The organism is Streptomyces lacaronensis (genome assembly GCF_047337785.1).
GTDB lineage: Bacteria > Actinomycetota > Actinomycetes > Streptomycetales > Streptomycetaceae > Streptomyces > Streptomyces lycopersici.
The window spans coordinates 5,634,342-5,652,641 of sequence record NZ_JBLHDK010000003.1; the positions used below are offsets into that span (position 1 = coordinate 5,634,342).

Genomic DNA, 18,300 nt, shown 5'->3' on the forward strand with positions numbered 1-18,300 from the left:
CCAATCCGGGGGTGTGAGGGGCGGGCTAGAACATTTGGGAGATAGGGGTGGGGTCGCCGTGCATACACACGCCGACGACCAGGGAGACGGAGGGGATGCGGGCGAGCCACGCAATGGGGAGTAGGAGCCACCGACCGCGCCGCCGGTCCAGGAGCCCGGAGGCCCGTGAGTCCAGGACGAACACGCCGACCGCCAGGCCGTAGCAGGTGAAGGAGTAGGTGTCCGTGAGCGAGGGGTGTTCGGTCACCAGGAACTCGGCACCGTCCCTCACCCACTGCGGCCACCCGAGGTAGAACCCGGCACCGAGCGCGCTCCCGGAGAACAACATCCACTTGACGTGACCCGGGGTGGAGCGGACGACGTCCACGAGGGAGCGGCGTTCCTCCGCGCCCCGCATGGGGACCGGGAGGCGGGCGCCGGAGAGCCGGTGCCAATGGCTTGGCTTCTGCGCCCGGCCGGCCGGGCGGCCCTTTCCCCGGGGCGCCGGGGGCCTCTTGGAGACCGGGCCGCCCGGCCGGGGACCGCGGTCCCCCGCGGTGTCCCCACCGTCCTCCTCGTCATCCTCACCCGCGTCCCCGGCGTCCTCCGCGTCCCCGGGGACGTCGTCCTCCGTGTCCCCGCGGTCCCCGGCGTCCGCGGCCGGGCGGCGGCGAGACGTCACGGCGTCCTTCCACGTGCTCACGCGGCCACGGACGCCCGGGCGGCCAGAGTCCTCCTCCGGCTCTTCCTGGTCATCCTCCCCCACGTCCTCCGGCTCCTCGGCCGGCTCCTCCACGGAGAGGTCCGGCTTATGCGGGCTCCACCAGTCCGGAAGGCGCAACGTGCTTCGCCGGGGCGCCGGGACGGCGGCCTCCTCCTCCGCCGCGGGCGCGGCGTGCTCGAGGTGGTCCTCCTCCCCCGGCTCCCGCGCCGGGGCGTCGCCCGGCACGGGAGCATAAGAGACGCCGAGCGCCAGGAGGCGGTCACGAGTCTGGAGCTCGTCCTCGTCCGGCTGAATGCTCACCACTGCCCCCACAACATGATCAGAAACACGGCGGAGGCGGTGGCGACCACTTCACCGGCATTCCGGTGGTCCACGCTGCGCCCGGCCAGGCGCAGGCCGGCGCCCACCAGGAACCCGATGCAGGCGGCGTAGATCATGAGGCCTTCCCTTCGATACGGCTACGGAGGCGCCTTACGTCCTTCCGCAGGTTGGGCTTGTCGCCGAACGCTTTCCGGACCCGGTCCGTGAGCTCGTCCAACGTGAGGGCGGGGTCGGCCGCGATTTCGGCCGCGATGAAACCGGTCTTCGTCATCTGGCCGCCCACGACCTGGAAGTGCGGCCAGGCGGCCTCCGCAGGCTCAACCGGCGGCGCGGCCGGGGCGGGCGCGCCGCCCGGGTGGTCCAGGGGCAGGGCGAGGCTCTTGAGGACACGCTCCCGGGCGGTGTCCTCTGCGGCCGGGGACACCGGGGGGACAGGAGCCGGGGGGACCGGCGCGGCCTGCGGAGACACCGGGGACGCGGTGGGCGCCGCGGGAGCGGCCGGGGTGTGCGGGAGGGACACCGGCGCGGAGGCTGAGGGGACGCCGGGGACGGCCGGGGACACGGTGGGCTCCGGGGCGGCCATGCCGGACTCGATCCGGGCCACCTGGGCATCCCCACCCTGCTGGCCGTAGAGCAGCCGCTCATACGCCTCCATGGCCGCGAGCTCCCGCCGCTCCTTCCCCAGCGCGAGCTTCACCGCGATCCGCCGGCGGCGGGTCAGGAGATGGTGAGCCATACCCGGGTCCAGCGGCACGGCGTAGTAGCCGAGCACATTGATCCACATCGCTTTCGCCAGGCCGGAGACGGCGGCCCCGACGAGGCCGGAGGCGAGCTCACCCAACACGTACCCGTGGACGACGATCGCGGCCATGGTGACGATCAGAGCGACGTACCCGAACCGGCGCGGGATCTTCGCACGCTCCGGGTCCCGGCGGTCCAGCCACTCCCGGGCCTGGCAGGAGAGCCAGGCCACGTCAAAGATGACGGCCACGGAGTAGGCGGCGATAGCGGAGGCGGAGAGGGCCAGGAGGCCGCCGATGCTGTTGGTCGACCAGATGAGGGAGAGGGTGGTGACCAGGAGCGCGCCGCCGATGAGGCCGCGGACCAGGAACAGGTCCCAGTCCCGCGGGGGCGCCGGGACGCGGATGGTCCGCTCCACCTCGCGGTAGGTGGTTTCCCCGTCCAGCGTCGTGGCCTCCAGGTCGTAGACCGTCCGCTTGACGTAGCGGACGCCGGGGATCTGCATGTCCGGCTGGTGCTGGTTGTCGGTGCTCACCGGTGGTGCCCTCTCATCTCTCGCTCAGTGCTCCACAGCAGGCGCCGGACCCGCGGTGTACGGGTCCGGCACCTGCGGTACGGGGGGTCAGAAGAGGCGGGCTCCGCTGCCCTCCCGGGCAAGCCGTCGCTTGTGCGCGCGGGCGTTCTTCTTGCGCTCCGCCTCCCGCGCCTCCGCCTGCCTCTTCGTGCGCTCCTCCGCGCTCTGCCGGAGTTGCGCAGCCAGGGCACGGTCATCGCCCGGCCGGAGGGACCGGAGGAAGTCACGGACTGCCATCACGGCCTCCACATCTCGCGGCGGAGGGCGTCCGCGCGGTCCATGCCCTCACGGATGTCCTGGCCGGTGCGGTAGTCCTCCGCCGCTTGCCGCTGGTGCTCCGCCACCCGGGCCTCCCGGCCCCTCGGCTGGCTCTGCTGCTGCGTGGTCACGGGCGACGACCTCCGGCAGCGCCGGCATTCACCTGGGCGTGGGCCTTCGCCTCCACGCGCTGAGTCATGGAGTCGGCCTGCCGGACGTCCCGCTCCTTCGGGGTGCCGCGGTCCTCCTGGCACGCGTCCACGGTCGCGGGGGCGTCCACGATGCTGTTGGGCTTGATGTTGCTCACCGGCCGGACCTCCCCGCGGAGGGGCGCTGGCCGGGGACGCCCGGGCGGCGGGCCGGGGCTGCCGGCTTCGGCGCCGGGCGCGCGGCCGGGACGGTCGGGATGGCGCGCTCGGTCTCGTCCTCGATCCAGCCGTACGCGGCGGCCTCCTCACGGAGGCGGTCGGCGTACTGGCGGCGCGTGGCGGCGGGCTCCGACTCCGGGAGCGCGTCCACGACAGCGCTCAGCAGCGGGGCAGCACCGCCGAGGACGCTCCGGCCGGTGTGGATGTAGACCTCCGCGGAGGCGCACACCGCGAGGGCGTCCGGGGTGAGGAGTTCGTCAGGGCGGTTGGCAGTGAAATGGGCGGCCATGGCCGCCAAGACCGCGGCGACCGCGGCGCGGTCCACGGATTCGGCACCGTCTGAGGCGCCGCTCCGGGTCTGATCAGTACTCTTGGGCATGCGTCAGCTCCTGTGCAGGCAGGTGTCTGGCGGGCCCCCGGTCGGCGTTTCTCAGGCCCCGACCGGGGGCCAACTTGTAGGCGCGGAGTGGCGCCGATTGCCCAAATTACGGGACTCCCGTAATTTGGGCAACCGGCCATGACAGATTGGGACCAGATGGCCGATCAAGAGACGGGCGGTGAGGAGGTCCAGCGGGTGCTCGATGCCCTGGACGCGCTGGCAGCGATGGAGGACCCGAAAGCCCGGGCCGCCGCGATCAGCGCGTTTCTGAAAGTGCAGCAACCGCGGCTGAGGGAGCTCAGCAAGCTACGCCGGGCCTACGTCCTGGAGCAGCGCGCGGCGAAGGTCTCGCGCCGACAGATCGCCGAGGACATCGGAGTCTCCCCCTCCACCGTCCAGGACATCGAATTGGGCTACTCCGGGTCTGGGAAGACGCGAGGGCCCATCGGGAAGGGGAAGCAGCGTGCCACAGACAGCGGCGAAGATGAGGACGGCGGGGAGGAGTAGGCCGGCGGCACAGATGGCCCGGGGAACGCTCACTCACCCGACAGGGCCGGACGATGTGGCGGTGTACCGCCTCTACAACTCGGCTGGGGAACTGCTGTACATCGGGATCAGTAAGGACCCGCTCCACCGATGGGCCCAGGGGCACCGGCACACCTCTTGGTGGCGTGAGGTCGCTAGCTTCACGTGGGACTGGTACCCCACACGCCAGGCGGCCCGGAAGGTGGAGCAGGCAGCCCTAGCCGCGGACGCCGCCCTGTGCAACATCCACAGCACACCGCGCCACGGGGAGAACCAGCGCGCGCAACGCGCGGCGATGGCCTGACGCGGCCCGAAGGCGTTCTCACCCTGACGTACTTCGACCCGATCCACCCTGCCTGACGCCGGAGGCTCTGGGATGCGCGCGCCCGCCCACCGCCGCACGCTGGAGACATGGCCGGGGTGCCTCGCATCGTCGTCCAGCCACCCTCACCGGGCGGCGGCCGGCGGGTGCGCGTGAACGGCACGATCCTGGGCGTGGCGTACGGCCTCGCCGACTTCTTGGAGTTCCTTCGCCGCGCCGGGCTCGATGCCGATGACATTGACCTACAGGACTCGGCGCTGATCACCTGGCGCGGCGGCGGCCCCTCCGTCTGGTGATCTCGTGCGGATCAGTGGGGCGATCAGCCCGTCACGCGTCGCTGGGGCCCTCCTCCAATTCGGGGCGGTGGGGGTGGAGCTCGCGGTCCAGGAGCTGGAAGGCCTCCGTAATGGCCGCGGGGACCTGGCCGCGGCGCACGGTGGCGGTGTAGGCGAAACGGACACCGTCCCCCCGCCTGTCCCCTCCCGCGTCCCCGGTGTCCTCCGGATGGGGAAAGACGGGGACACCGCTGGTCAGGTCGCATCCGGTGCCGTCTCCGGGGACCGGTATACGCACGCGTCCCCCGACCGCCAGGACGGTGTCCTCCACCGTGTCCCCGGCGACGGGGACAGCGTCCCCGGAGGCGCGGACAGTGCCCGCGGTGGGGCCCGCGGGGTTGGCAGTGGCCTGGGGGTCGGCTGCTGAGCTGGTGATCTCCGGGGGCTCGGGGAGGGTGATGGTGGCGGTGACGGTGAGGCGGGTCCCGGGCGGGAAGTTGTCCGCGAGGGCCTGGAAGCCGGGGCCGGAGACGGACCCGTGGCTGGCCCGTTGGCCGGGCGGGCCCCAGAAGTAGCCGAGGAGCCGGGGCTCCCCGCCGGACCGGGACGAGTTGAGATAGCGCGGCTGGAGCTCCAGGACGGCCGTCGTCTCCCGGTTGCTCGGGGTCATCCACTCGTCCGGTGCGGCGTGGCGCAGGCACTTCCAGTCCTTCGCGACGTGCTCCAGCTCCCGGCGGGCGGTGTACTCGATCACGCTGGTTTCCGTGCAGGGGCCGGGGCCGGAGCAGCGGCGCGTGAAGGTGCGGCGGCGCGGGCTCATGAGTCGATCCCGGTGTTGTCCAGGGCGTACGCGAGCTCCCGGGCGGACGGTCGCTCGGGGAGCTCCGGCTCGGCGCCCACGGCCTCATGCCACTGGTAGCGGCACCGGTCGCACTCACGGAGGTGACGCTCCGGGAGCGGGCCACGGACCAGGGCGCCGTTTATCTCGATCATGACGTGCCCGGAGTGGGGCCGCCGGTACTCCGTGGAGATCAGGTCATGGCCGCACTTCTCGCAGCTTGCCGTGTCCCCGGTGTACGGCGGGAGTTCTGGGCGCTGCGAGGCGGGGAGGGCGCCGGCGGCGGTGAGGGTGGCCTCCGCCCGGGCGCGGCCGTGGTCGTTGGTCTCCTGGTTGAACGTCCACGGCTTGCCGTCCGGGGAGGCGAGGAGGTTCCAGCCGGTGGCCTGGCCGTCCTCGTCCACGTAGAGGGCCAAGGCCACGCCGCGGGGGTGGAGGACCCGGTGGTTGATGAGCCAGAGGAGGCCGGACTCCCGGAGCTCCTGGAAGGCGCGGAGCGGCGGCTCCTCCTGGCTCTCAGAGGCCGGGGCGGTGGAGGTGGTGGTGTCGGTCATGAGGTTCCTCGTTGGATGGGAGTGACGGTGGCAAGGGGGGCCACCCGGTAGGGGCGGCCGTGGTGGGGACAGGTGGCGTCCGGGCGGTAGATCCAGGGGGCGCCGTCCGGGTGCCGGACCCATGGGCACGGGCAGCCAGCAGGTAGCCCGGTGCCGGTCCTCGTACTCATCGCGGGCGTTCCTCGCGAGCCGGGCGGCTGGTGCGCCTCATGCCTCGCCCTGCGCTTCCCGGTGGGCGCGGACCACCTCGGTACTGGTGGCAACGGCCATGCCGTAAAGGAGGCCAATGGCGTCCCCGAGGTCCGGTGAGCCGGTGCGGTCGGCCTCGCCAGCGAAGGTGTCGAAGAGGGCGCGGGCGGTGTCCTGGTCCCGGTTGGCCCACGCCGTGACGAACTGCGCGGTGAACCGGAGCGGCGGCGGGAGGACGTCCACGGACTCCGGCTGGCCGGTGGCGATGTTCTCCACGGGGAGGCCGAACATCGTCCCCGGCCGCTGGTTCTCCAGCGCGGTGCAGGCGGCCACCTCGGCCAGGCCGGCGAGTAGGGCGTAGGTGGAGCGGGGGCCGGCGTCCACGAGCGGCTGGAGCAGGGCCACACCCCGCGGCTGATCCCCGGCCACTCCGTGGGAGACGGCCTCCGCGATGAGCCGCACCCGCCAGGCCTGCGCGCTCATGACGTGCTCCCGCTGGTGGCGGGGGTGCTCGAGGTGGCCCGCTGCGCGGGGTGGTCGGCGGCCTCGGTGACGGGGCCGTGGTCGGCGACCAGGACGCGCCACCGAATCCAGTGGGAGCCGGTGCAGGTCCACCGGGTGGTGTTCCGGGTCCACATCCGGCCGCGGTTGTCGCGGACGGCGTGGACGCCCTCGGGGGCCTGGAAGCTGCCGGGGCCGTCCGGGCGCCAGGTACGCGCGCTCACGTGGGTGGTCCTCCTATCGCGGGGAGAGGGACCGCCCCGCCGGGGTGCGGGGTGGCCGGGTTGGGAGCGGGTCATGCGTCGGCCGTTTCGCTGATGAGCTCGGGGAGGTCTCCGCGGGGGACGTGGGCGCCGTACGCGGTGGCGGTCACCGGGCCGTGCTCCTCGTCGGCGCGGTCCAGCGGTACGGGCTCGTTGCTGGTATCGCCGTTGAGGAGGAGGACGAGGCAGCCGCGGGAGTCGACGCTCACCGGCGCCCACCAGTCCCCGTCACCGTCGCGGTACCAGACGGCGGCCGGGTAGGTGCGGCCCTGCCAGCGGACGTAGGCCTTGATACAGCCCGGGGCGTGGCTGGTCGGGTCATAGCAGCGGCAGCCGTGGGCCTCCAGGTCCGCCACCCGGGCGTGAAGGAGCTCCACCAGCTCCAGGAGCTCCGGGAGGAGCACGCGGGCCGTACGGATCACCCACTCATCCGTGAGGTCCGGAAACGCGGAAGGGCCGGCGGTGATGACGCGGACGGCCTCGCGGACCCGGTCCATACGGCCGGGCTCCCACGTGATGCCGTGGACCTGTTCTGGCTCACCCCACCCGAGGGCGTTCCGGATCTCGGCCTGACTCAACGTGCCCTCCGAGACCAGGCGGCCGTCCCGCCAGTGCTGCCGGGAGCGCATGAGCGCGGCCAGGCGGGCCGGGCCGGGCGGGGCCGAGTCGGTGCGCACGGCGGCAGGGAGCTGGAGGGCGTGGGCCGTGTTCTGCGGCCAGTGCGGCTCCGGCTCGGTGATCGGCTCCAGCCGGTCCCGGCAGTCCGCGCACCGGCGGTGCTTGACCCACCCGGCCGGGGTGTCGCGCTCGCTGGTGACCTCCCATGAGGTGTGAGCGCACGGCGGGTCCATGAGGTGCGGGGTGATCTGGTGGGCGGCCTCGGTGACGGCGCGCTGTCCGTCCGGGCATAGCTCGGCCAGGCGGGCGCCGCGGCGGCATATGGTGCAGCCGGAGGCGATGTGCGCCTCCGCGGCGCGGCCGGCCGCCGCGGCGGCGTCCATGAGCGTGGGTCTCATGCGGGGTGTGTCCTCTCGGGTGGTGCGTCAGATGGCGCCGAGCCAGCCGGCCAGTTCTTCCGAGGCCTCGGCATGGGCGCGGACCAGGTCCTCCCGGTCCGCCAGGAGTTCCAGGAGGGCCGTACGGACATCGGCCAGGAGCTCCCGGACCTCGCCGTCCTCCTCGGGGAGTCCGGTGGTGAGCCGGGCGGGGAGGAGACGGATCTCCTCCAGGCGGCCCGGGTCGAGCTGGAACCCGGGGTCCGGGGTCATGGGCTCACTCACCGGCGGCCTCCCGGCGGTACTTCAACGGGCGGTTGGTGGTGGTGCCTCGGCCGACGGTGGCCAGGGCGCGGGTGACGGGGCGGGGACCGTAGCGGCGTACGGCCTCGTGGTGGCCGTGCTCCTCGATGGCGGAGAGCACTGTTTCCATGGGCACGTCCGCGGGTGTGGCGGCGGAGGCCGCGCGGTTGCGGGTGTTGCACAGGAGGCATCCGCCGGCCTCGCCGTCCACCGGGCCGTCCGGGTGCTCCCGGCAGTTGGTCACCGGAAGGTTCCCGACCGCGGCGACCAGTCGGCGGGCCAGGGTGAGGCCCTGGTCCAGCTCCTGGAGGAACTGTGGCGTGGCGTCCCGGGCGTTGAGGCGGTCCTCGTAGCCGTGGAGCTCGGTCAGGGCGGTGCGGAGGTCCTGGAGCATGGTGAGGTTCACGCGTTCACCGCCTCACCCGCGGCGGCGGTGCGGCAGGGGAGGCACATCCCGGCCGGGGCCGGGGCCGGGACTGTGCGGCGCATCCGCCCGCAGGGGCCCTCACACTCCCGCAGGACCAATCCCTGTGAAGATCGCTGAGGGGGTGTCTGAGCAGCCGGGGCGGCGTCGGCCGGGCCGGAGGGCACCGGGACCAGGATCGTGCCCTGAACAGGCCGCTGAGCAGCCGCACGGCGCTGCTTGCGGTCTTCGGCCTCCCGCTCACAGGTGCGGCAGCGGTCGCCGGTGTCCAGGTCCCGGCCGTCATCACACCGGATGGAGGGGCAGTTGCCGCGGCGCACCAGGGCGATGGCCACGCCCACCGGACGGAGGATGCCGGGGCCGTCCGCGGACTCCGTGTCCGCCTCGTAACCGTGGTTCCACCAGCGGCGGTCCACGCGGGTCACAAGCTGGTCCGCGGTCAGGCCACGGGCGAGCTCGGTCCGGATGGCGTCCTGGACGGCCCGCGGCACCGGGGTGGGGAGCTGGTTCCGCAGACGGCCCGGGAGGAGCCCGAGCACTACCCCGATGGCCGCCGCCTCCACTCCATCGTCCGCCGGGTCCGCTTTTGCTGCCGCGGCGGAGCCGCCCGCGCTCGCGCCCCCACTACCGGTAGTAGGCCTGCGGCCGTCACCAGAGGTTCCGGACGGTTGAGTGGACGGTTCAATGACGGTTACGGCGGCACTGAGTGCGTGACGTCCGCACTCAGACTGCGTGACGTCACGCACTTCGGATGTGTGACGTACGTCGGCAGAGTCCGTGACACCGCTCTCCGTCACGTCGTCAGAGTCCGTGACGGTCACGGCGTCCGTGTTCGTGACGGCCGCCGCGGCGGCGCGCTTCGCGCGGGCCTTCCGCTGCCGCTCCTTCGCCGCCTCCTTGTGCTGCTCCTCCTCTTCCAGGAGCTCCGCCCAGTCCGAGGCGGGGCGCGTCAGGTGGAGGGCCAGGGCGTACACGGTGTTCTCGTGGTGCTTGCCGGTGGCCTTGATGAGCTCGGCGTCCTCCAGGCGGCGAAGTGCCCGCTGCACGGTGCGTCGGTCATAGCCGGTGCGGTACCGGAGTTTGACCACGGACGGGCGGGCGTTGCGGCCCCGCTTGTCGGCGTGCTCAGCGAGGGCCTGGAGGACGCCCCGGGCTGTGGTGTCCGGTCGCCCTTTTTCGGTGCGCAGCATGGGCGCGTCGTCCATGGCCCACGTGACCGCTTCGTGGCTCATGCGGCGGTCCACCTTCCATCAGTGCAGATCAGTGCGGGTCCGGCCGGGTCGCCGTTTGCCGGGGCGCCCCGCCCGAGATCAACACCTTGGCAAGGTGAGTTTGCAAAGTCAAGCTGCACTGTCACGCAGTTAAAAGCCGCACAGGAACGGGTCACGCCGCCCCCGTCTCATCCGTCGCGCGGTCGAGCTTGCGGAGCCATGCCTCGAACGGCCGCGCCCGGGCCAGGACCACCGGGTCCACCACCCGCACCACCCGGGCCGCCGGCACCTCGAACGACACCCCCGGGACCAGGCAGTCCGCATCCGCCACCAGCTCCCCCACCGGCTCCACCTCGTAGAGCGCGCCGTCCGGAAAGAGCGCGGCGTAGACGCGGGCCACCTCCCGCCCGGTCGTCACGTACACCCGGTCCCGCCGCGCCACGCCGCCCATGTCGAGGACGTCCGCGGTGAGCGTCCACTCCGTGCCGGTCATCTCCGGCGGGAGGAGGAGGCCGCCAGGGGCCAGGCCGGGGACACCGCCGTGGAAGTACCGGACGGGGTGCGGACGGGGAGCGGACACAACGGTCTCCAGGGGAAGGGGTCAGGCAAGAGAGGGCGGGCCAGGCCTCGGCGTCGATGTCTCTGGAGGCCCTGGCCCGGTGGGAACGTCAGAAGACGTCAGGGAGCCGGCCGAACCAGAAGACGAAGGCCACCACGAGCGCGGCCATGTACCACCAGTCCCGTACCGGCTCCACGGCGTACACCAGGACACCGGCCGCGCCGCCGGCCACCAGGCCGTAGATGAAGCGCTCCATCACCGCACCGCCTTACAGCGGGCCGTACGGCTTGGGGGGAAGAGGCCAGCCGTGAGGAGCCCGAACGGCTGGGCGCATGAGCGTGGTCCGCGATTGCTCATGGCCGGGCCACCCGTCCGCCGCGCCCGCGAAGCTGAACCTTCGCCTCCAGGAGGAGTTTCCGCACCGTGCCGTACGACATGGACCGCTCCGCGGCCAGAGCCCGGATCGTCGCGCCGGCGTGGTAGTCCCGGCCGAGACTGGACGCGAGGGCCTTCCGCTCCGCGCCCTTGATGCGGGGCTGGTACGTCATCCCGACCCGGGGGGAACCGTGCTGTACCTCGGTGCTCATTGCTGGCTCAACCTCTCGTTCTCATATCGCTGTTGCTCCGCCTCCACCCACCGGCGGGCGGCCTCCTCCGCGCACGTTTTGTGCGAGGGCCGCCCGTACATGTCGCGAAGGTTGGTCATGTCCGGGCAGTACCGGCACTGCGCCCGGACGTCGGACCAGTGGCCGTACCGCCAGTCCAGGAGCCCTCCCGGGATCTTGGGGAGCTCAGGCGGCTGGAGCTTCGGCCGCTTCCGCCGCGGTGGCATCCGCCGCCTCCTCCCGCTTCCGCTCGGCACGACGGCGGGCGGCCCGCTCGCGCTCCCGGCTGCGGCGGAGGAGGAGGCGCCGCTCCTTCTCATCCAGGCCACCCCACACGCCGAAGGGCTCGTTACGGGCCAGGGAGTCCGCGAGGCACCGCTCCTGCACCGCGCACCGCGCGCACCAGGTCTTGGCTTCCGCGGTCACCATGAGGACCACGCCGGCCTCTCCCTCCGGGTGGAAGAGGTCCGGATCGGCGTCCAGGCACGCGCCGTCTTTCGACCAGTGCGCCGGCCGCGGGAGGGTGTCCGGCGCGTACCGGCTCCGTCCGTGTCGTGCCATCACCCGCCCCCTGTCCCCGGCCAGTGGGACACCCGGGGATCGGTGTCCCCGCAGGTCACGCGACGGGGGGCGAGGGTGTCCTCCCCCGCGTCCTCCCTGCTGTCCTCCACCGCGAGGACAGTGGGGACAGGGGGGACGGCGTCCCGGCACGTGTCCTCCGCGTCCGTCCCCCACGTCACCCGGGCGGCCTCGGTGAGTAGAGCGACGGCCACCAGGAAGAGGACCGGCCCCCACACCGGGAAGGCCTCCAGCGCGCTTATCACCGGCCCCACCATCACCAGGACGTCCACGGCGCTCACCCCTCCGCCCGCTCCGGCTCGACGGGCCATAGGCGGATCACGCACCCGGACACCTCCATCACGTCCGGCATCCGGCCGTGGTCGGTGTGGTAGCGCTTCATCAGCCGCCGGTACTCGACCACCAGCGCGTCATCCCGGTAGATCCCGGCCGTGGTGAGCGCGTCCTCCGTCGAGCGCGCCAACTTGGAGAGGTCCGGCACCCCGGCCGGGAGCGGCGGCGCGGACGGCCGGACCCGCTCAGCGTTGCGACCCGTCCCGAAATGCGTCTTCGGCCGGGTGAGCGTGAACACCATCTCCGCGGCCAGGGGCCCGGTGACCGGCCTCCAACCGCGCCCGCGGGCCTGGAGCGAGGCGGCCACTACGTCATCCCGCCAGGGCTTGACGTACTTGGACGACTCCACCAGGTGGATACGGTTGGTGTGCTTGTTCCGCTTCGGGCTCTTGCTGCCCTGCGGCGCCGGCGCCCCGTACACGGTGACCTCGAACACCGGGACCTCGAGAACGCCCGGCTCCGCCGGGTCCTCCCCGGACACCTCGTCCAGGAGGACGGAGGCCTCGCCCAGAGCCGCGGCCTCCTCCACTGCCGGGGCCGCGGTGGTCTCCTCGACGGCCGTGGCCTCCTGCTCCCACAACGGGACCTCAATCACCGCCGGGCCCCTCTCCGTCCGGCAACGGCAGCGCGGGCCGCCGGCGGATGCCGGTGAGGACGATGTCCTCCTGGCGCTCCGCGTCCGGGTTGGCGGTCACGTCCAGCTCCAGGCCGGGGAGCTCAAAGGGCTCCAGGCCGGTGACACTGGCGAGCTGGTCCAGGAGCACGGTCACGGACTGGTCCGGCCGGCATAGGTCCACCAGGACGCGGGCGGTGTTGGCCTCCGTGTCGACCGTCGCCACTCGTGCCCGGGCGAGGACTCGGCGGCCGTCCCGCGCGGCCAGGTAGGCCCGGCCGAGGTCGGTGACGGCCAGTAGGTCACCACGGGTCTGGACGAACTGGCGGAGCCGAAGCGCGAACAGGAAGCCGTGAGGGGCGTCCACGTCGGTCTCACCGGCGGCCAGGGAGCGGAGGACGGCCTCTATGGGGTCCGGGAGCGGGAGCTCCACGGCCTGGAGGGTGGCGGTCACCATTCCGGCCCGCCACGCCGCGGTGCCCTCCGTGGTGGCCGCCGAGCACGGGCATCCGGACACCGTGGCCCGGGTATCGGCGTGGGTGCAGCCTGCGCACTCCAGCACGTTGGCGCGGCCCTTCCGGCACAAGGCCGCGGAGCAGCACAGGCAGTGCGGGCATTCATCCTGCGCGGGCTGGAGGTATTCAGGGCCGAAGGGTTCGAGGGTGACGGAGGTTGTCACGTCTGGTCACCTGCCGTTTCAGTCTCGCACTCGCAGCACGTACGGCTGCCGTCGCTGTGGAGGAAGTGGGGCGTACGGCGCCCCTCGGCCGGGCAGTGGGCGAAGTCGGCGCGGTCAGCCGCGAGGAGGTACACCGTGTCCGAGTCCGGGCCACCGGCCTCCTCCTGGTCCTCCACCTCTGGCTGGAGCGGGAGGACGGAGGGCTCCGGAGTGGTCTGGACGAGCGCGGCCTCCGTGCCGTGCGGGAGCTCCGGGGCGCTCGTTGTCACCAGGAGTGCCCGGGCCGGGGCCGGGGCGCGCCGCGGGCGCCGGTGGCGGCCGTGGCCGGACAGCCACAGCAGCCACACCGCGGCCACCAGGACGGCCAGGCACACGGCCAGGACGGAGCTGCCTATGACGACGCGGGTCACCGGGTGCTCACCGGCTCCCGGAACGGCAGGAGCGGCCACTCCAGCCGGACGTCCCGCGCCCACGCCTCTTTACCGGGCGTCCGCGCGAAGTAGTCCCGGAGGCTTTCGTTCTGCTCCCGTGCCCACCCCACCTGTTCCCGGTGGAGCTGAGCCACGGAGAGACGGCCGAGGCTCCGGTACCGGAGACCTATCTTCCGCACCAGGGCGCACGCCGCGGTGGCGTCCGCCTCCGAGCTGTGCGCGCCCTCCAGCGGCACCACGTAGTGGCGGCACAGGTCCGCCAGAGTCCGCCCGCCGCGCCGGAACTGCCTCACGTGCCGGTCCATCACGTACGGGTCCAGGACGGCCGGAGAGACGCGGTCGAATAGCGGCGTGACGCCGTACCGGCGGGCCTCCCGGTCCAGGACGGTGAGGTCATAGGTGGCGTTCATGACGACCAGCGGGCGGCCCTCCTCCACGGCGGCCGCGAGCTCCGCGGTGATCTCCTCGACCACCACGGAGGCCGGGCGGCCCGCAGAGCGGGCCGCCTCGGTGGTGTATCCGTGAATCCGGGTCGCGTCGGTTGGGATCTCCGCCCCGCCGACGTCGGAGAGCCAGGTCCGCCCGGTGGTCGGCCGGCCGCCGCCGTACTGGACGACGGAGCCGGTGACGATCCGGGCTTCGTGCGGGTCCGTACTGGTGGTCTCCAGGTCGAACCCCGATAGCCGGTGGTATGGCCAGTTGAGTTGGGACGGGCTCATGACCGCCTCCCCGCACGGCCCTTACGGGCCTTCCGTGAAGTGCGGCGTGGCTGGTTCCGCTTGAGCCCGGATCGCTTGCGCGGGAGGGCGGGCGGAGCCTGATCCTGCGAGGCCTCCGCCGACTCCCCGGCCGCGTCGGCCTCCGCCTCCAGGGCGGCGGCCTCCGGGTCCGGGGTGTGGAGGACCTGGACCCGGCCCTCCTCCCCGGCCCGGTCCGCCTCCACCAGGGCGCGGACCTCCGCCGAGAGCGGCACCACCTTTTCGAGCTGCCGCGCCGCCGACTTCCACCACATCGCGTCAAAGTGCGTGTGCCAGAACGAGTCCCGCTTGCCGGAGACCTCCGCCTCCATGTACGCCCGGGAGTGCTCGTCCCGGATCGCCTCCGCCTCCTCCCGGTTGACGGTGACCACCTGCGAGCGGTGGCCGCTGGTGAACCAGGCGAAGGCGTAGGCGAAGCGGGGCGCGCCGCGGTCCTTCTCCGTCCGGGCCGGGTCCTGCCGGTGCGTGAAGTCCAGCGGGGACGGCGCGGACGGCTCGTAGGTGTACTCGTCGCCCTCGTAGACCATGCCGACCCGGACGGACGCCACCTGGCCGGAGCGGTGCATGAGCGCGATGTAGCCGCGGTACGTCGGGATCATCACGGCCCGGCCGAACTCGTTCGTGATGACGGCCTCCCGGCCGTCCGGCACCAGCCCGAACCGGGCCGCGGTGATGGTGGCCTGGAGGATGCTCGCCGGGTTGCAGGAGCGGAGCTCCGGGAGGACCGCGCGCACGGCCGCCAGGAACGCGCCCGGCCCAATGTGGCTCGGGAGGGCATCCGTGAGGTGTCCCTCATACCGGCGGAGCCAGCCCATGACGGCGTCCGCCGACTCCTGGACCTCGTCCTCCGCGGCGGCCTCCCCCAAGGTGGCCGGCACCGCCGCGGTGTCCTCCTCCACGGTGGAGGAGGTGGGGGCGGGGCGCCCGCGCGTGGCGGGCGCCTCCGTGATGTTCGCCAGGACGCGGTCCCGGAGAGTGGTGAGCGCCATGGGTTACAGCTCCTTCTTCGGGATGACGAGGCGGCGGCCACGGCACGCGTTGTAGGCGTCCGCGTGCTCGGCCTTGAGGAGGTCCAGGTCCAGGGCCTGAAACGTCTTCGTGCACTTCGCCACCACGTCCGGGTAGTTGGCCCGGAGGTCGGCCTCGTTGAGGTTTCCGTTCTGCTTCCAGGTCCAGGCCGTGGCGGCCCCGACCCGGACGACCTCCGCGTGTCCGGCGAGGTCCCGCATCTCGTTCTCTACGGCGGCCTTCTGCTTGGAGAGGGCCTTGATTTGGGCGTCCAGATCGGCGCGCTGCGCGCGGAGCTCCTTCGCCTTGCGGAGGTCCACCTCCGCGATGGCCTCTGGATTCACCTTGTAGAGGCGGCCCAAGAGGTCTTTAGTGGCCTCCAGGCCGTCCACCGGCGGCGGGAAACCCTCCACGATGTGGCGCTGGTACCACCTCCCGCAGTAGTCCAGGAGGTGGCCGATCATCTCCTCATCACGGTTCACCTGGTGCCAGCGGAGTTTGTTGCCGCCGACCAGCGCGGCCACATAGCCGATGTCGAACCCGCCCACGGCCATGCCCCAATGGCACTGGAGGGCGGGGGCGTCCGGCGGGCCGTCCTCGGACTCCCACTCCTCCAACTGGTACTCAGACCGGTTCTTGCACTCGACCGGCCCGGCCACCGCGCCCGTCTCCGGGTCCCACAGGGCGTAGCGGTCGATGTTGACCATGGCCCACGCGTGGTCAACGTGGGCGAGGGTGCCGGGCGGGGTGGCGATGGGGACGCCGGACCTCTTGGAGAACAGGCGGGCGATGAAGTCCTCGATCTCCCGCCCGATCTCCATTGCCTCGTTGTCCCGGGTGATCTCCCGGCCGTGCTTCTCCTCGTACACGTGCCGGGGCCCGCGGTACTTGTCCAGGCCGACGATGGCGGCGACGTCGGAGCCGCCGATCCCGAGGCGCCGGACCATCCCCCACCGCTCGCGGTACGTCGGGTCATTGAGGTCCCCGGCCGGGAGGACCAGGCGCGCCGTGGGGGCCACCAGGTCTCCCGGCGCCGGGGCGGTCAGGGTGATGCTCATGCGTTCGCCTCCTGGCGGGTGTTGCTCGCGGAGCGGCGGGAGGCGCCCTCCACGGTGAGGAAGTGGGCGGCCTGCTTCGCGGAGAGGTGGCCACGCTCGGCGCGGAGCTTGTTCTCCACGAGACCGGCGGCCTCCTGCTGGCCGCGGAGCCGGAGGAGCGCGGCGGCCTGCTTCGCGTGCATCCCGCGGGTGTTGGCGGCGGCCTTGAGGACCAGCTCCACCGCGGCCTGGAACTCCCCGGCGCGGGCCGGGTCCGCCACGTGGTGGCCCATGCCGCGCGAGGCGGCCGGATCCACGGCGGGCGGGGTCCGGCGGGCCTCCTCCAAGACGTCCGCGTACACGTCCGGGTGGCCGCACGGGTTGGCCCACCGGTCCACCACCACCGTGACGTCCTGGAGGCGCATCTCCACCGGCTGGACGCGGTCCCACCCGCGCGGGCCGCCGCAGGTCTGGCAGTACGGGAGGACGGAGACGGTGAGGACACCGACCTCCCCGAGCCCTGGACCGGTGCCCGCCGGGATACGGACGCCCATCCGGTCCGGGATCGGCGGGAACGTCCCGCCCTCCACGCACCGCACCCACAGGACGGGCCCCTCCGTGGTGGTCACGGCGTACGCCTCGAACGCGGCGGCGGGCTCGTAGTTGGGCATCCGCTCCGCGAGCGGCACGCGCCGGGCCGCGCTGTCCGCGCTCGCCAGGGAGGCGTACAGGGCCGCGCGCACCCACATGCCGGGCTCAGTGCGGGCCGCCGCCGCAACGGCTGCGTGGTCAACGCGGGTGCGGTGGACGGATTTGACGGCGCCCCTCACAGCTCACCTCCGCGGCCCTGGCGGGGAAGGGCGGAGAGGGCCTGGCGCACGTCCCGATCGGCCAGGCGCCGGACGATGACGGCCGACGCCACCAGGGTGATGAAGAGGACGGCCCCGAGGAGCCGGAGGAGGAAGTCCTCAAACGGGCTCACCGGCCGCCCCCGTTGAGGACGACCAGCGCGCCGAGCGGGCGCGGCGCCTCCGGGGCCCGGTAGGTCTCCCACACCTGCACGGGGACGCCGTGCCAGACGGCGGCGAGCTCCGCGAGGATCACACGGTCCGGGCCGTGGAGAACGGAGGCGCGCACGGGCGTTGCGCCCATGACCTTCGCGCACTGGTCTACGGCCCGGCCGCCGTCCGCCGCGTCCCGCGTCTCTGCGTGGATGACGCCGGCGGGGGTCAAGGTCCACGTCAGGCCGGAGGCCTCCGGGGTGAGCTCCGGGTGTGTGGCGAACAGCTCGGTGAGTGCCACAGCGGGCGCCACCACGGGCGCCGGGTGACTACAGTTGGCCGCCATCGGTTACCTCGATTCACGGTTGAGGTGTCTGGTGAGTGGCCGTCGAGGACCGGGCCTGGTCCGGACGGCCGAGCCGCCGCCGCGGGGTGGTGCGTGGTGTCCGTCCGGGCGTGAGGGGCAATCTCCGCCCGGCGGACGCACCGGCCCCCGTCAGGCCGCCGGCGGATTCGCGTCATGCGCGGGATGAGCGGGACCGATCCGCGCCAGATTTGCGCTGGGCTCCGGCTTCGCCTGGAGGACGACCACCGGGCAGTTCAGCTCCGCGGCCATCCGCTCCAAGAGGTCCGGGGGCGCGTTGCGCCGCCCGGCCTCTATGTCGCACATCAGCTGCTCACTGATCCGGAGGGCTTCGGCCAAAGCGCGCTTCGTTTTGCTGGCGGCTTCGCGGGCGAACGCGACGCCTTCCGGCGAGTGATCCAGCGGAGCACCCCGGGGACGCCGCTTTCGCCTGCGCTTTTGCGGGTCAGTCATGATTGAAAGCTAGCGCGAACTAGCGCGTAGAGCAACTACTTCTCGCTAGTTGCGTAGGAGTGCGAAGTTACGCATAAGAGCGCTTGACGCACCCCCATACGCCGGGGGCGCTAGCCAACTAGCGCGTAGTCTGCGA

Annotated in this window: 33 protein-coding genes; 3 read left to right on the forward strand and 30 right to left on the reverse strand. The window is 72.7% G+C overall.

From position 1 onward, the window contains the following. Nucleotides 1–25 precede the first annotated feature (25 nt). The 7 genes from ACMTAK_RS24245 to ACMTAK_RS24275 form a co-directional block, all read right to left on the reverse strand. The gene (locus tag ACMTAK_RS24245; RefSeq protein ID WP_413808160.1) at nucleotides 26–1,003 is read right to left on the reverse strand and encodes a hypothetical protein; all 978 of its coding nucleotides are present in this window, start codon (nucleotides 1,001–1,003) and stop codon (nucleotides 26–28) included. Next, the gene (locus ACMTAK_RS24250; protein WP_413808161.1) at nucleotides 1,000–1,140 is read right to left on the reverse strand and encodes a hypothetical protein; all 141 of its coding nucleotides are present in this window, start codon (nucleotides 1,138–1,140) and stop codon (nucleotides 1,000–1,002) included. Before ACMTAK_RS24250 ends, ACMTAK_RS24245 begins: the two co-directional genes overlap by 4 nt. After that, nucleotides 1,137–2,300: a hypothetical protein gene (locus ACMTAK_RS24255; RefSeq protein WP_413808162.1), complete on the reverse strand. Its 1,164-nt coding sequence runs from the start codon at nucleotides 2,298–2,300 to the stop codon at nucleotides 1,137–1,139. Before ACMTAK_RS24255 ends, ACMTAK_RS24250 begins: the two co-directional genes overlap by 4 nt. Nucleotides 2,301–2,387: 87 nt before the next feature. Continuing rightward, complete coding sequence (locus ACMTAK_RS24260; RefSeq protein WP_413808163.1) at nucleotides 2,388–2,576, reverse strand: hypothetical protein; 189 nt, start codon at nucleotides 2,574–2,576, stop codon at nucleotides 2,388–2,390. After that, the gene (locus tag ACMTAK_RS24265; RefSeq protein ID WP_413808164.1) at nucleotides 2,576–2,728 is read right to left on the reverse strand and encodes a hypothetical protein; all 153 of its coding nucleotides are present in this window, start codon (nucleotides 2,726–2,728) and stop codon (nucleotides 2,576–2,578) included. Before ACMTAK_RS24265 ends, ACMTAK_RS24260 begins: the two co-directional genes overlap by 1 nt. Next, complete coding sequence (locus ACMTAK_RS24270) at nucleotides 2,725–2,904, reverse strand: hypothetical protein (protein WP_413808165.1); 180 nt, start codon at nucleotides 2,902–2,904, stop codon at nucleotides 2,725–2,727. Before ACMTAK_RS24270 ends, ACMTAK_RS24265 begins: the two co-directional genes overlap by 4 nt. Next, nucleotides 2,901–3,344, reverse strand: coding sequence for a hypothetical protein (locus ACMTAK_RS24275; RefSeq protein ID WP_413808166.1), 444 nt, complete (start codon nucleotides 3,342–3,344; stop codon nucleotides 2,901–2,903). Before ACMTAK_RS24275 ends, ACMTAK_RS24270 begins: the two co-directional genes overlap by 4 nt. 156 nt (nucleotides 3,345–3,500) lie before the next feature. On the opposite strand from ACMTAK_RS24275, the gene ACMTAK_RS24280 reads away from it, so the two are divergent. The 3 genes from ACMTAK_RS24280 to ACMTAK_RS24290 all read left to right on the forward strand — a co-directional run bounded on the left by ACMTAK_RS24280 (nucleotide 3,501) and on the right by ACMTAK_RS24290 (nucleotide 4,487). After that, nucleotides 3,501–3,851, forward strand: coding sequence for a helix-turn-helix domain-containing protein (locus tag ACMTAK_RS24280; RefSeq protein ID WP_413808167.1), 351 nt, complete (start codon nucleotides 3,501–3,503; stop codon nucleotides 3,849–3,851). Nucleotides 3,852–3,912: 61 nt separating this feature from the next. Continuing rightward, a complete protein-coding gene (locus ACMTAK_RS24285) occupies nucleotides 3,913–4,173 on the forward strand; it encodes a GIY-YIG nuclease family protein (RefSeq protein ID WP_413808168.1) in 261 nt (86 codons plus the stop codon). Nucleotides 4,174–4,280: 107 nt separating this feature from the next. Beyond that, nucleotides 4,281–4,487 carry a hypothetical protein gene (locus ACMTAK_RS24290; protein ID WP_413808169.1) on the forward strand — a complete coding sequence of 69 codons (207 nt, stop codon included), beginning with the start codon at nucleotides 4,281–4,283 and terminating at the stop codon, nucleotides 4,485–4,487. 31 nt (nucleotides 4,488–4,518) lie between these two features. Here ACMTAK_RS24290 and ACMTAK_RS24295 read toward each other — a convergent pair whose 3' ends face one another. From ACMTAK_RS24295 to ACMTAK_RS24405, 23 genes are all read right to left on the reverse strand, one after another. Beyond that, nucleotides 4,519–5,220 (reverse strand): hypothetical protein, encoded by a 702-nt coding sequence (locus ACMTAK_RS24295; RefSeq protein WP_413808170.1) that lies wholly within the window; start codon nucleotides 5,218–5,220, stop codon nucleotides 4,519–4,521. A 62-nt stretch (nucleotides 5,221–5,282) separates the two neighbouring features. Then, complete coding sequence (locus ACMTAK_RS24300; protein ID WP_413808171.1) at nucleotides 5,283–5,858, reverse strand: hypothetical protein; 576 nt, start codon at nucleotides 5,856–5,858, stop codon at nucleotides 5,283–5,285. 207 nt (nucleotides 5,859–6,065) lie between these two features. Continuing rightward, nucleotides 6,066–6,530 carry a hypothetical protein gene (locus ACMTAK_RS24305; RefSeq protein WP_413808172.1) on the reverse strand — a complete coding sequence of 155 codons (465 nt, stop codon included), beginning with the start codon at nucleotides 6,528–6,530 and terminating at the stop codon, nucleotides 6,066–6,068. After that, entirely contained in the window at nucleotides 6,527–6,772 is a 246-nt protein-coding gene (locus tag ACMTAK_RS24310) for a hypothetical protein (protein ID WP_413808173.1), read from the reverse strand. The genes ACMTAK_RS24305 and ACMTAK_RS24310 overlap by 4 nt, the downstream gene beginning before the upstream one ends. Nucleotides 6,773–6,843: 71 nt before the next feature. After that, the gene (locus tag ACMTAK_RS24315) at nucleotides 6,844–7,827 is read right to left on the reverse strand and encodes a hypothetical protein (protein WP_413808174.1); all 984 of its coding nucleotides are present in this window, start codon (nucleotides 7,825–7,827) and stop codon (nucleotides 6,844–6,846) included. A gap of 27 nt (nucleotides 7,828–7,854) precedes the next feature. Then, a complete protein-coding gene (locus tag ACMTAK_RS24320) occupies nucleotides 7,855–8,091 on the reverse strand; it encodes a hypothetical protein (protein WP_413808175.1) in 237 nt (78 codons plus the stop codon). Then, complete coding sequence (locus tag ACMTAK_RS24325; RefSeq protein ID WP_413808176.1) at nucleotides 8,084–8,515, reverse strand: hypothetical protein; 432 nt, start codon at nucleotides 8,513–8,515, stop codon at nucleotides 8,084–8,086. The genes ACMTAK_RS24320 and ACMTAK_RS24325 overlap by 8 nt, the downstream gene beginning before the upstream one ends. Next, a complete protein-coding gene (locus ACMTAK_RS24330; RefSeq protein WP_413808177.1) occupies nucleotides 8,512–9,765 on the reverse strand; it encodes a helix-turn-helix domain-containing protein in 1,254 nt (417 codons plus the stop codon). The genes ACMTAK_RS24325 and ACMTAK_RS24330 overlap by 4 nt, the downstream gene beginning before the upstream one ends. 151 nt (nucleotides 9,766–9,916) lie before the next feature. Continuing rightward, nucleotides 9,917–10,324 carry a hypothetical protein gene (locus tag ACMTAK_RS24335; protein ID WP_413808178.1) on the reverse strand — a complete coding sequence of 136 codons (408 nt, stop codon included), beginning with the start codon at nucleotides 10,322–10,324 and terminating at the stop codon, nucleotides 9,917–9,919. An 88-nt stretch (nucleotides 10,325–10,412) separates the two neighbouring features. Beyond that, on the reverse strand, nucleotides 10,413–10,559 hold the full coding sequence (locus ACMTAK_RS24340; protein WP_413808179.1) for a hypothetical protein: 147 nt from the start codon (nucleotides 10,557–10,559) through the stop codon (nucleotides 10,413–10,415). 97 nt (nucleotides 10,560–10,656) lie between these two features. Further along, nucleotides 10,657–10,890, reverse strand: coding sequence for a helix-turn-helix domain-containing protein (locus ACMTAK_RS24345; protein ID WP_413808180.1), 234 nt, complete (start codon nucleotides 10,888–10,890; stop codon nucleotides 10,657–10,659). 204 nt (nucleotides 10,891–11,094) lie between these two features. Beyond that, a complete protein-coding gene (locus ACMTAK_RS24350; protein WP_413808181.1) occupies nucleotides 11,095–11,469 on the reverse strand; it encodes a WhiB family transcriptional regulator in 375 nt (124 codons plus the stop codon). Continuing rightward, entirely contained in the window at nucleotides 11,469–11,768 is a 300-nt protein-coding gene (locus ACMTAK_RS24355) for a hypothetical protein (protein ID WP_413808182.1), read from the reverse strand. Before ACMTAK_RS24355 ends, ACMTAK_RS24350 begins: the two co-directional genes overlap by 1 nt. Beyond that, nucleotides 11,765–12,415, reverse strand: coding sequence for a RusA family crossover junction endodeoxyribonuclease (locus tag ACMTAK_RS24360; protein ID WP_413808183.1), 651 nt, complete (start codon nucleotides 12,413–12,415; stop codon nucleotides 11,765–11,767). The genes ACMTAK_RS24355 and ACMTAK_RS24360 overlap by 4 nt, the downstream gene beginning before the upstream one ends. After that, nucleotides 12,408–13,112 (reverse strand): hypothetical protein, encoded by a 705-nt coding sequence (locus ACMTAK_RS24365; RefSeq protein WP_413808184.1) that lies wholly within the window; start codon nucleotides 13,110–13,112, stop codon nucleotides 12,408–12,410. Before ACMTAK_RS24365 ends, ACMTAK_RS24360 begins: the two co-directional genes overlap by 8 nt. Next, the gene (locus ACMTAK_RS24370) at nucleotides 13,109–13,522 is read right to left on the reverse strand and encodes a hypothetical protein (protein WP_413808185.1); all 414 of its coding nucleotides are present in this window, start codon (nucleotides 13,520–13,522) and stop codon (nucleotides 13,109–13,111) included. Before ACMTAK_RS24370 ends, ACMTAK_RS24365 begins: the two co-directional genes overlap by 4 nt. Next, complete coding sequence (locus ACMTAK_RS24375) at nucleotides 13,519–14,262, reverse strand: exonuclease domain-containing protein (protein ID WP_413808186.1); 744 nt, start codon at nucleotides 14,260–14,262, stop codon at nucleotides 13,519–13,521. The genes ACMTAK_RS24370 and ACMTAK_RS24375 overlap by 4 nt, the downstream gene beginning before the upstream one ends. Then, nucleotides 14,259–15,290 (reverse strand): recombinase RecT, encoded by a 1,032-nt coding sequence (locus ACMTAK_RS24380; RefSeq protein WP_413808187.1) that lies wholly within the window; start codon nucleotides 15,288–15,290, stop codon nucleotides 14,259–14,261. The genes ACMTAK_RS24375 and ACMTAK_RS24380 overlap by 4 nt, the downstream gene beginning before the upstream one ends. A gap of 3 nt (nucleotides 15,291–15,293) precedes the next feature. Beyond that, nucleotides 15,294–16,367 carry a YqaJ viral recombinase family nuclease gene (locus ACMTAK_RS24385; RefSeq protein ID WP_413808188.1) on the reverse strand — a complete coding sequence of 358 codons (1,074 nt, stop codon included), beginning with the start codon at nucleotides 16,365–16,367 and terminating at the stop codon, nucleotides 15,294–15,296. Then, complete coding sequence (locus ACMTAK_RS24390) at nucleotides 16,364–17,095, reverse strand: hypothetical protein (RefSeq protein WP_413808189.1); 732 nt, start codon at nucleotides 17,093–17,095, stop codon at nucleotides 16,364–16,366. Before ACMTAK_RS24390 ends, ACMTAK_RS24385 begins: the two co-directional genes overlap by 4 nt. A gap of 77 nt (nucleotides 17,096–17,172) precedes the next feature. Further along, the gene (locus ACMTAK_RS24395; RefSeq protein WP_413808190.1) at nucleotides 17,173–17,328 is read right to left on the reverse strand and encodes a hypothetical protein; all 156 of its coding nucleotides are present in this window, start codon (nucleotides 17,326–17,328) and stop codon (nucleotides 17,173–17,175) included. Continuing rightward, entirely contained in the window at nucleotides 17,325–17,648 is a 324-nt protein-coding gene (locus ACMTAK_RS24400) for a hypothetical protein (protein WP_413808191.1), read from the reverse strand. The genes ACMTAK_RS24395 and ACMTAK_RS24400 overlap by 4 nt, the downstream gene beginning before the upstream one ends. 195 nt (nucleotides 17,649–17,843) lie before the next feature. Next, nucleotides 17,844–18,164 carry a helix-turn-helix transcriptional regulator gene (locus ACMTAK_RS24405; RefSeq protein ID WP_413808192.1) on the reverse strand — a complete coding sequence of 107 codons (321 nt, stop codon included), beginning with the start codon at nucleotides 18,162–18,164 and terminating at the stop codon, nucleotides 17,844–17,846. Nucleotides 18,165–18,300 lie beyond the last annotated feature (136 nt).

Excerpts from the sequence above, each read along its gene's own strand:
- ACMTAK_RS24250 (WP_413808161.1), bottom strand. The coding sequence starts at position 1,140 with ATGATCTACGCCGCCTGCATCGGGTTCCTGGTGGGCGCCGGCCTGCGC.
- ACMTAK_RS24260 (WP_413808163.1), bottom strand. The coding sequence starts at position 2,576 with ATGGCAGTCCGTGACTTCCTCCGGTCCCTCCGGCCGGGCGATGACCGT.
- ACMTAK_RS24275 (WP_413808166.1), bottom strand. The coding sequence starts at position 3,344 with ATGCCCAAGAGTACTGATCAGACCCGGAGCGGCGCCTCAGACGGTGCC.
- ACMTAK_RS24280 (WP_413808167.1), top strand. The coding sequence starts at position 3,501 with ATGGCCGATCAAGAGACGGGCGGTGAGGAGGTCCAGCGGGTGCTCGAT.
- ACMTAK_RS24290 (WP_413808169.1), top strand. The coding sequence starts at position 4,281 with ATGGCCGGGGTGCCTCGCATCGTCGTCCAGCCACCCTCACCGGGCGGC.
- ACMTAK_RS24300 (WP_413808171.1), bottom strand. The coding sequence starts at position 5,858 with ATGACCGACACCACCACCTCCACCGCCCCGGCCTCTGAGAGCCAGGAG.
- ACMTAK_RS24305 (WP_413808172.1), bottom strand. The coding sequence starts at position 6,530 with ATGAGCGCGCAGGCCTGGCGGGTGCGGCTCATCGCGGAGGCCGTCTCC.
- ACMTAK_RS24315 (WP_413808174.1), bottom strand. The coding sequence starts at position 7,827 with ATGAGACCCACGCTCATGGACGCCGCCGCGGCGGCCGGCCGCGCCGCG.
- ACMTAK_RS24330 (WP_413808177.1), bottom strand. The coding sequence starts at position 9,765 with ATGAGCCACGAAGCGGTCACGTGGGCCATGGACGACGCGCCCATGCTG.
- ACMTAK_RS24340 (WP_413808179.1), bottom strand. The coding sequence starts at position 10,559 with ATGGAGCGCTTCATCTACGGCCTGGTGGCCGGCGGCGCGGCCGGTGTC.
- ACMTAK_RS24345 (WP_413808180.1), bottom strand. The coding sequence starts at position 10,890 with ATGAGCACCGAGGTACAGCACGGTTCCCCCCGGGTCGGGATGACGTAC.
- ACMTAK_RS24350 (WP_413808181.1), bottom strand. The coding sequence starts at position 11,469 with ATGGCACGACACGGACGGAGCCGGTACGCGCCGGACACCCTCCCGCGG.
- ACMTAK_RS24375 (WP_413808186.1), bottom strand. The coding sequence starts at position 14,262 with ATGAGCCCGTCCCAACTCAACTGGCCATACCACCGGCTATCGGGGTTC.
- ACMTAK_RS24380 (WP_413808187.1), bottom strand. The coding sequence starts at position 15,290 with ATGGCGCTCACCACTCTCCGGGACCGCGTCCTGGCGAACATCACGGAG.
- ACMTAK_RS24385 (WP_413808188.1), bottom strand. The coding sequence starts at position 16,367 with ATGAGCATCACCCTGACCGCCCCGGCGCCGGGAGACCTGGTGGCCCCC.
- ACMTAK_RS24390 (WP_413808189.1), bottom strand. The coding sequence starts at position 17,095 with ATGTGGGTGCGCGCGGCCCTGTACGCCTCCCTGGCGAGCGCGGACAGC.
- ACMTAK_RS24405 (WP_413808192.1), bottom strand. The coding sequence starts at position 18,164 with ATGACTGACCCGCAAAAGCGCAGGCGAAAGCGGCGTCCCCGGGGTGCT.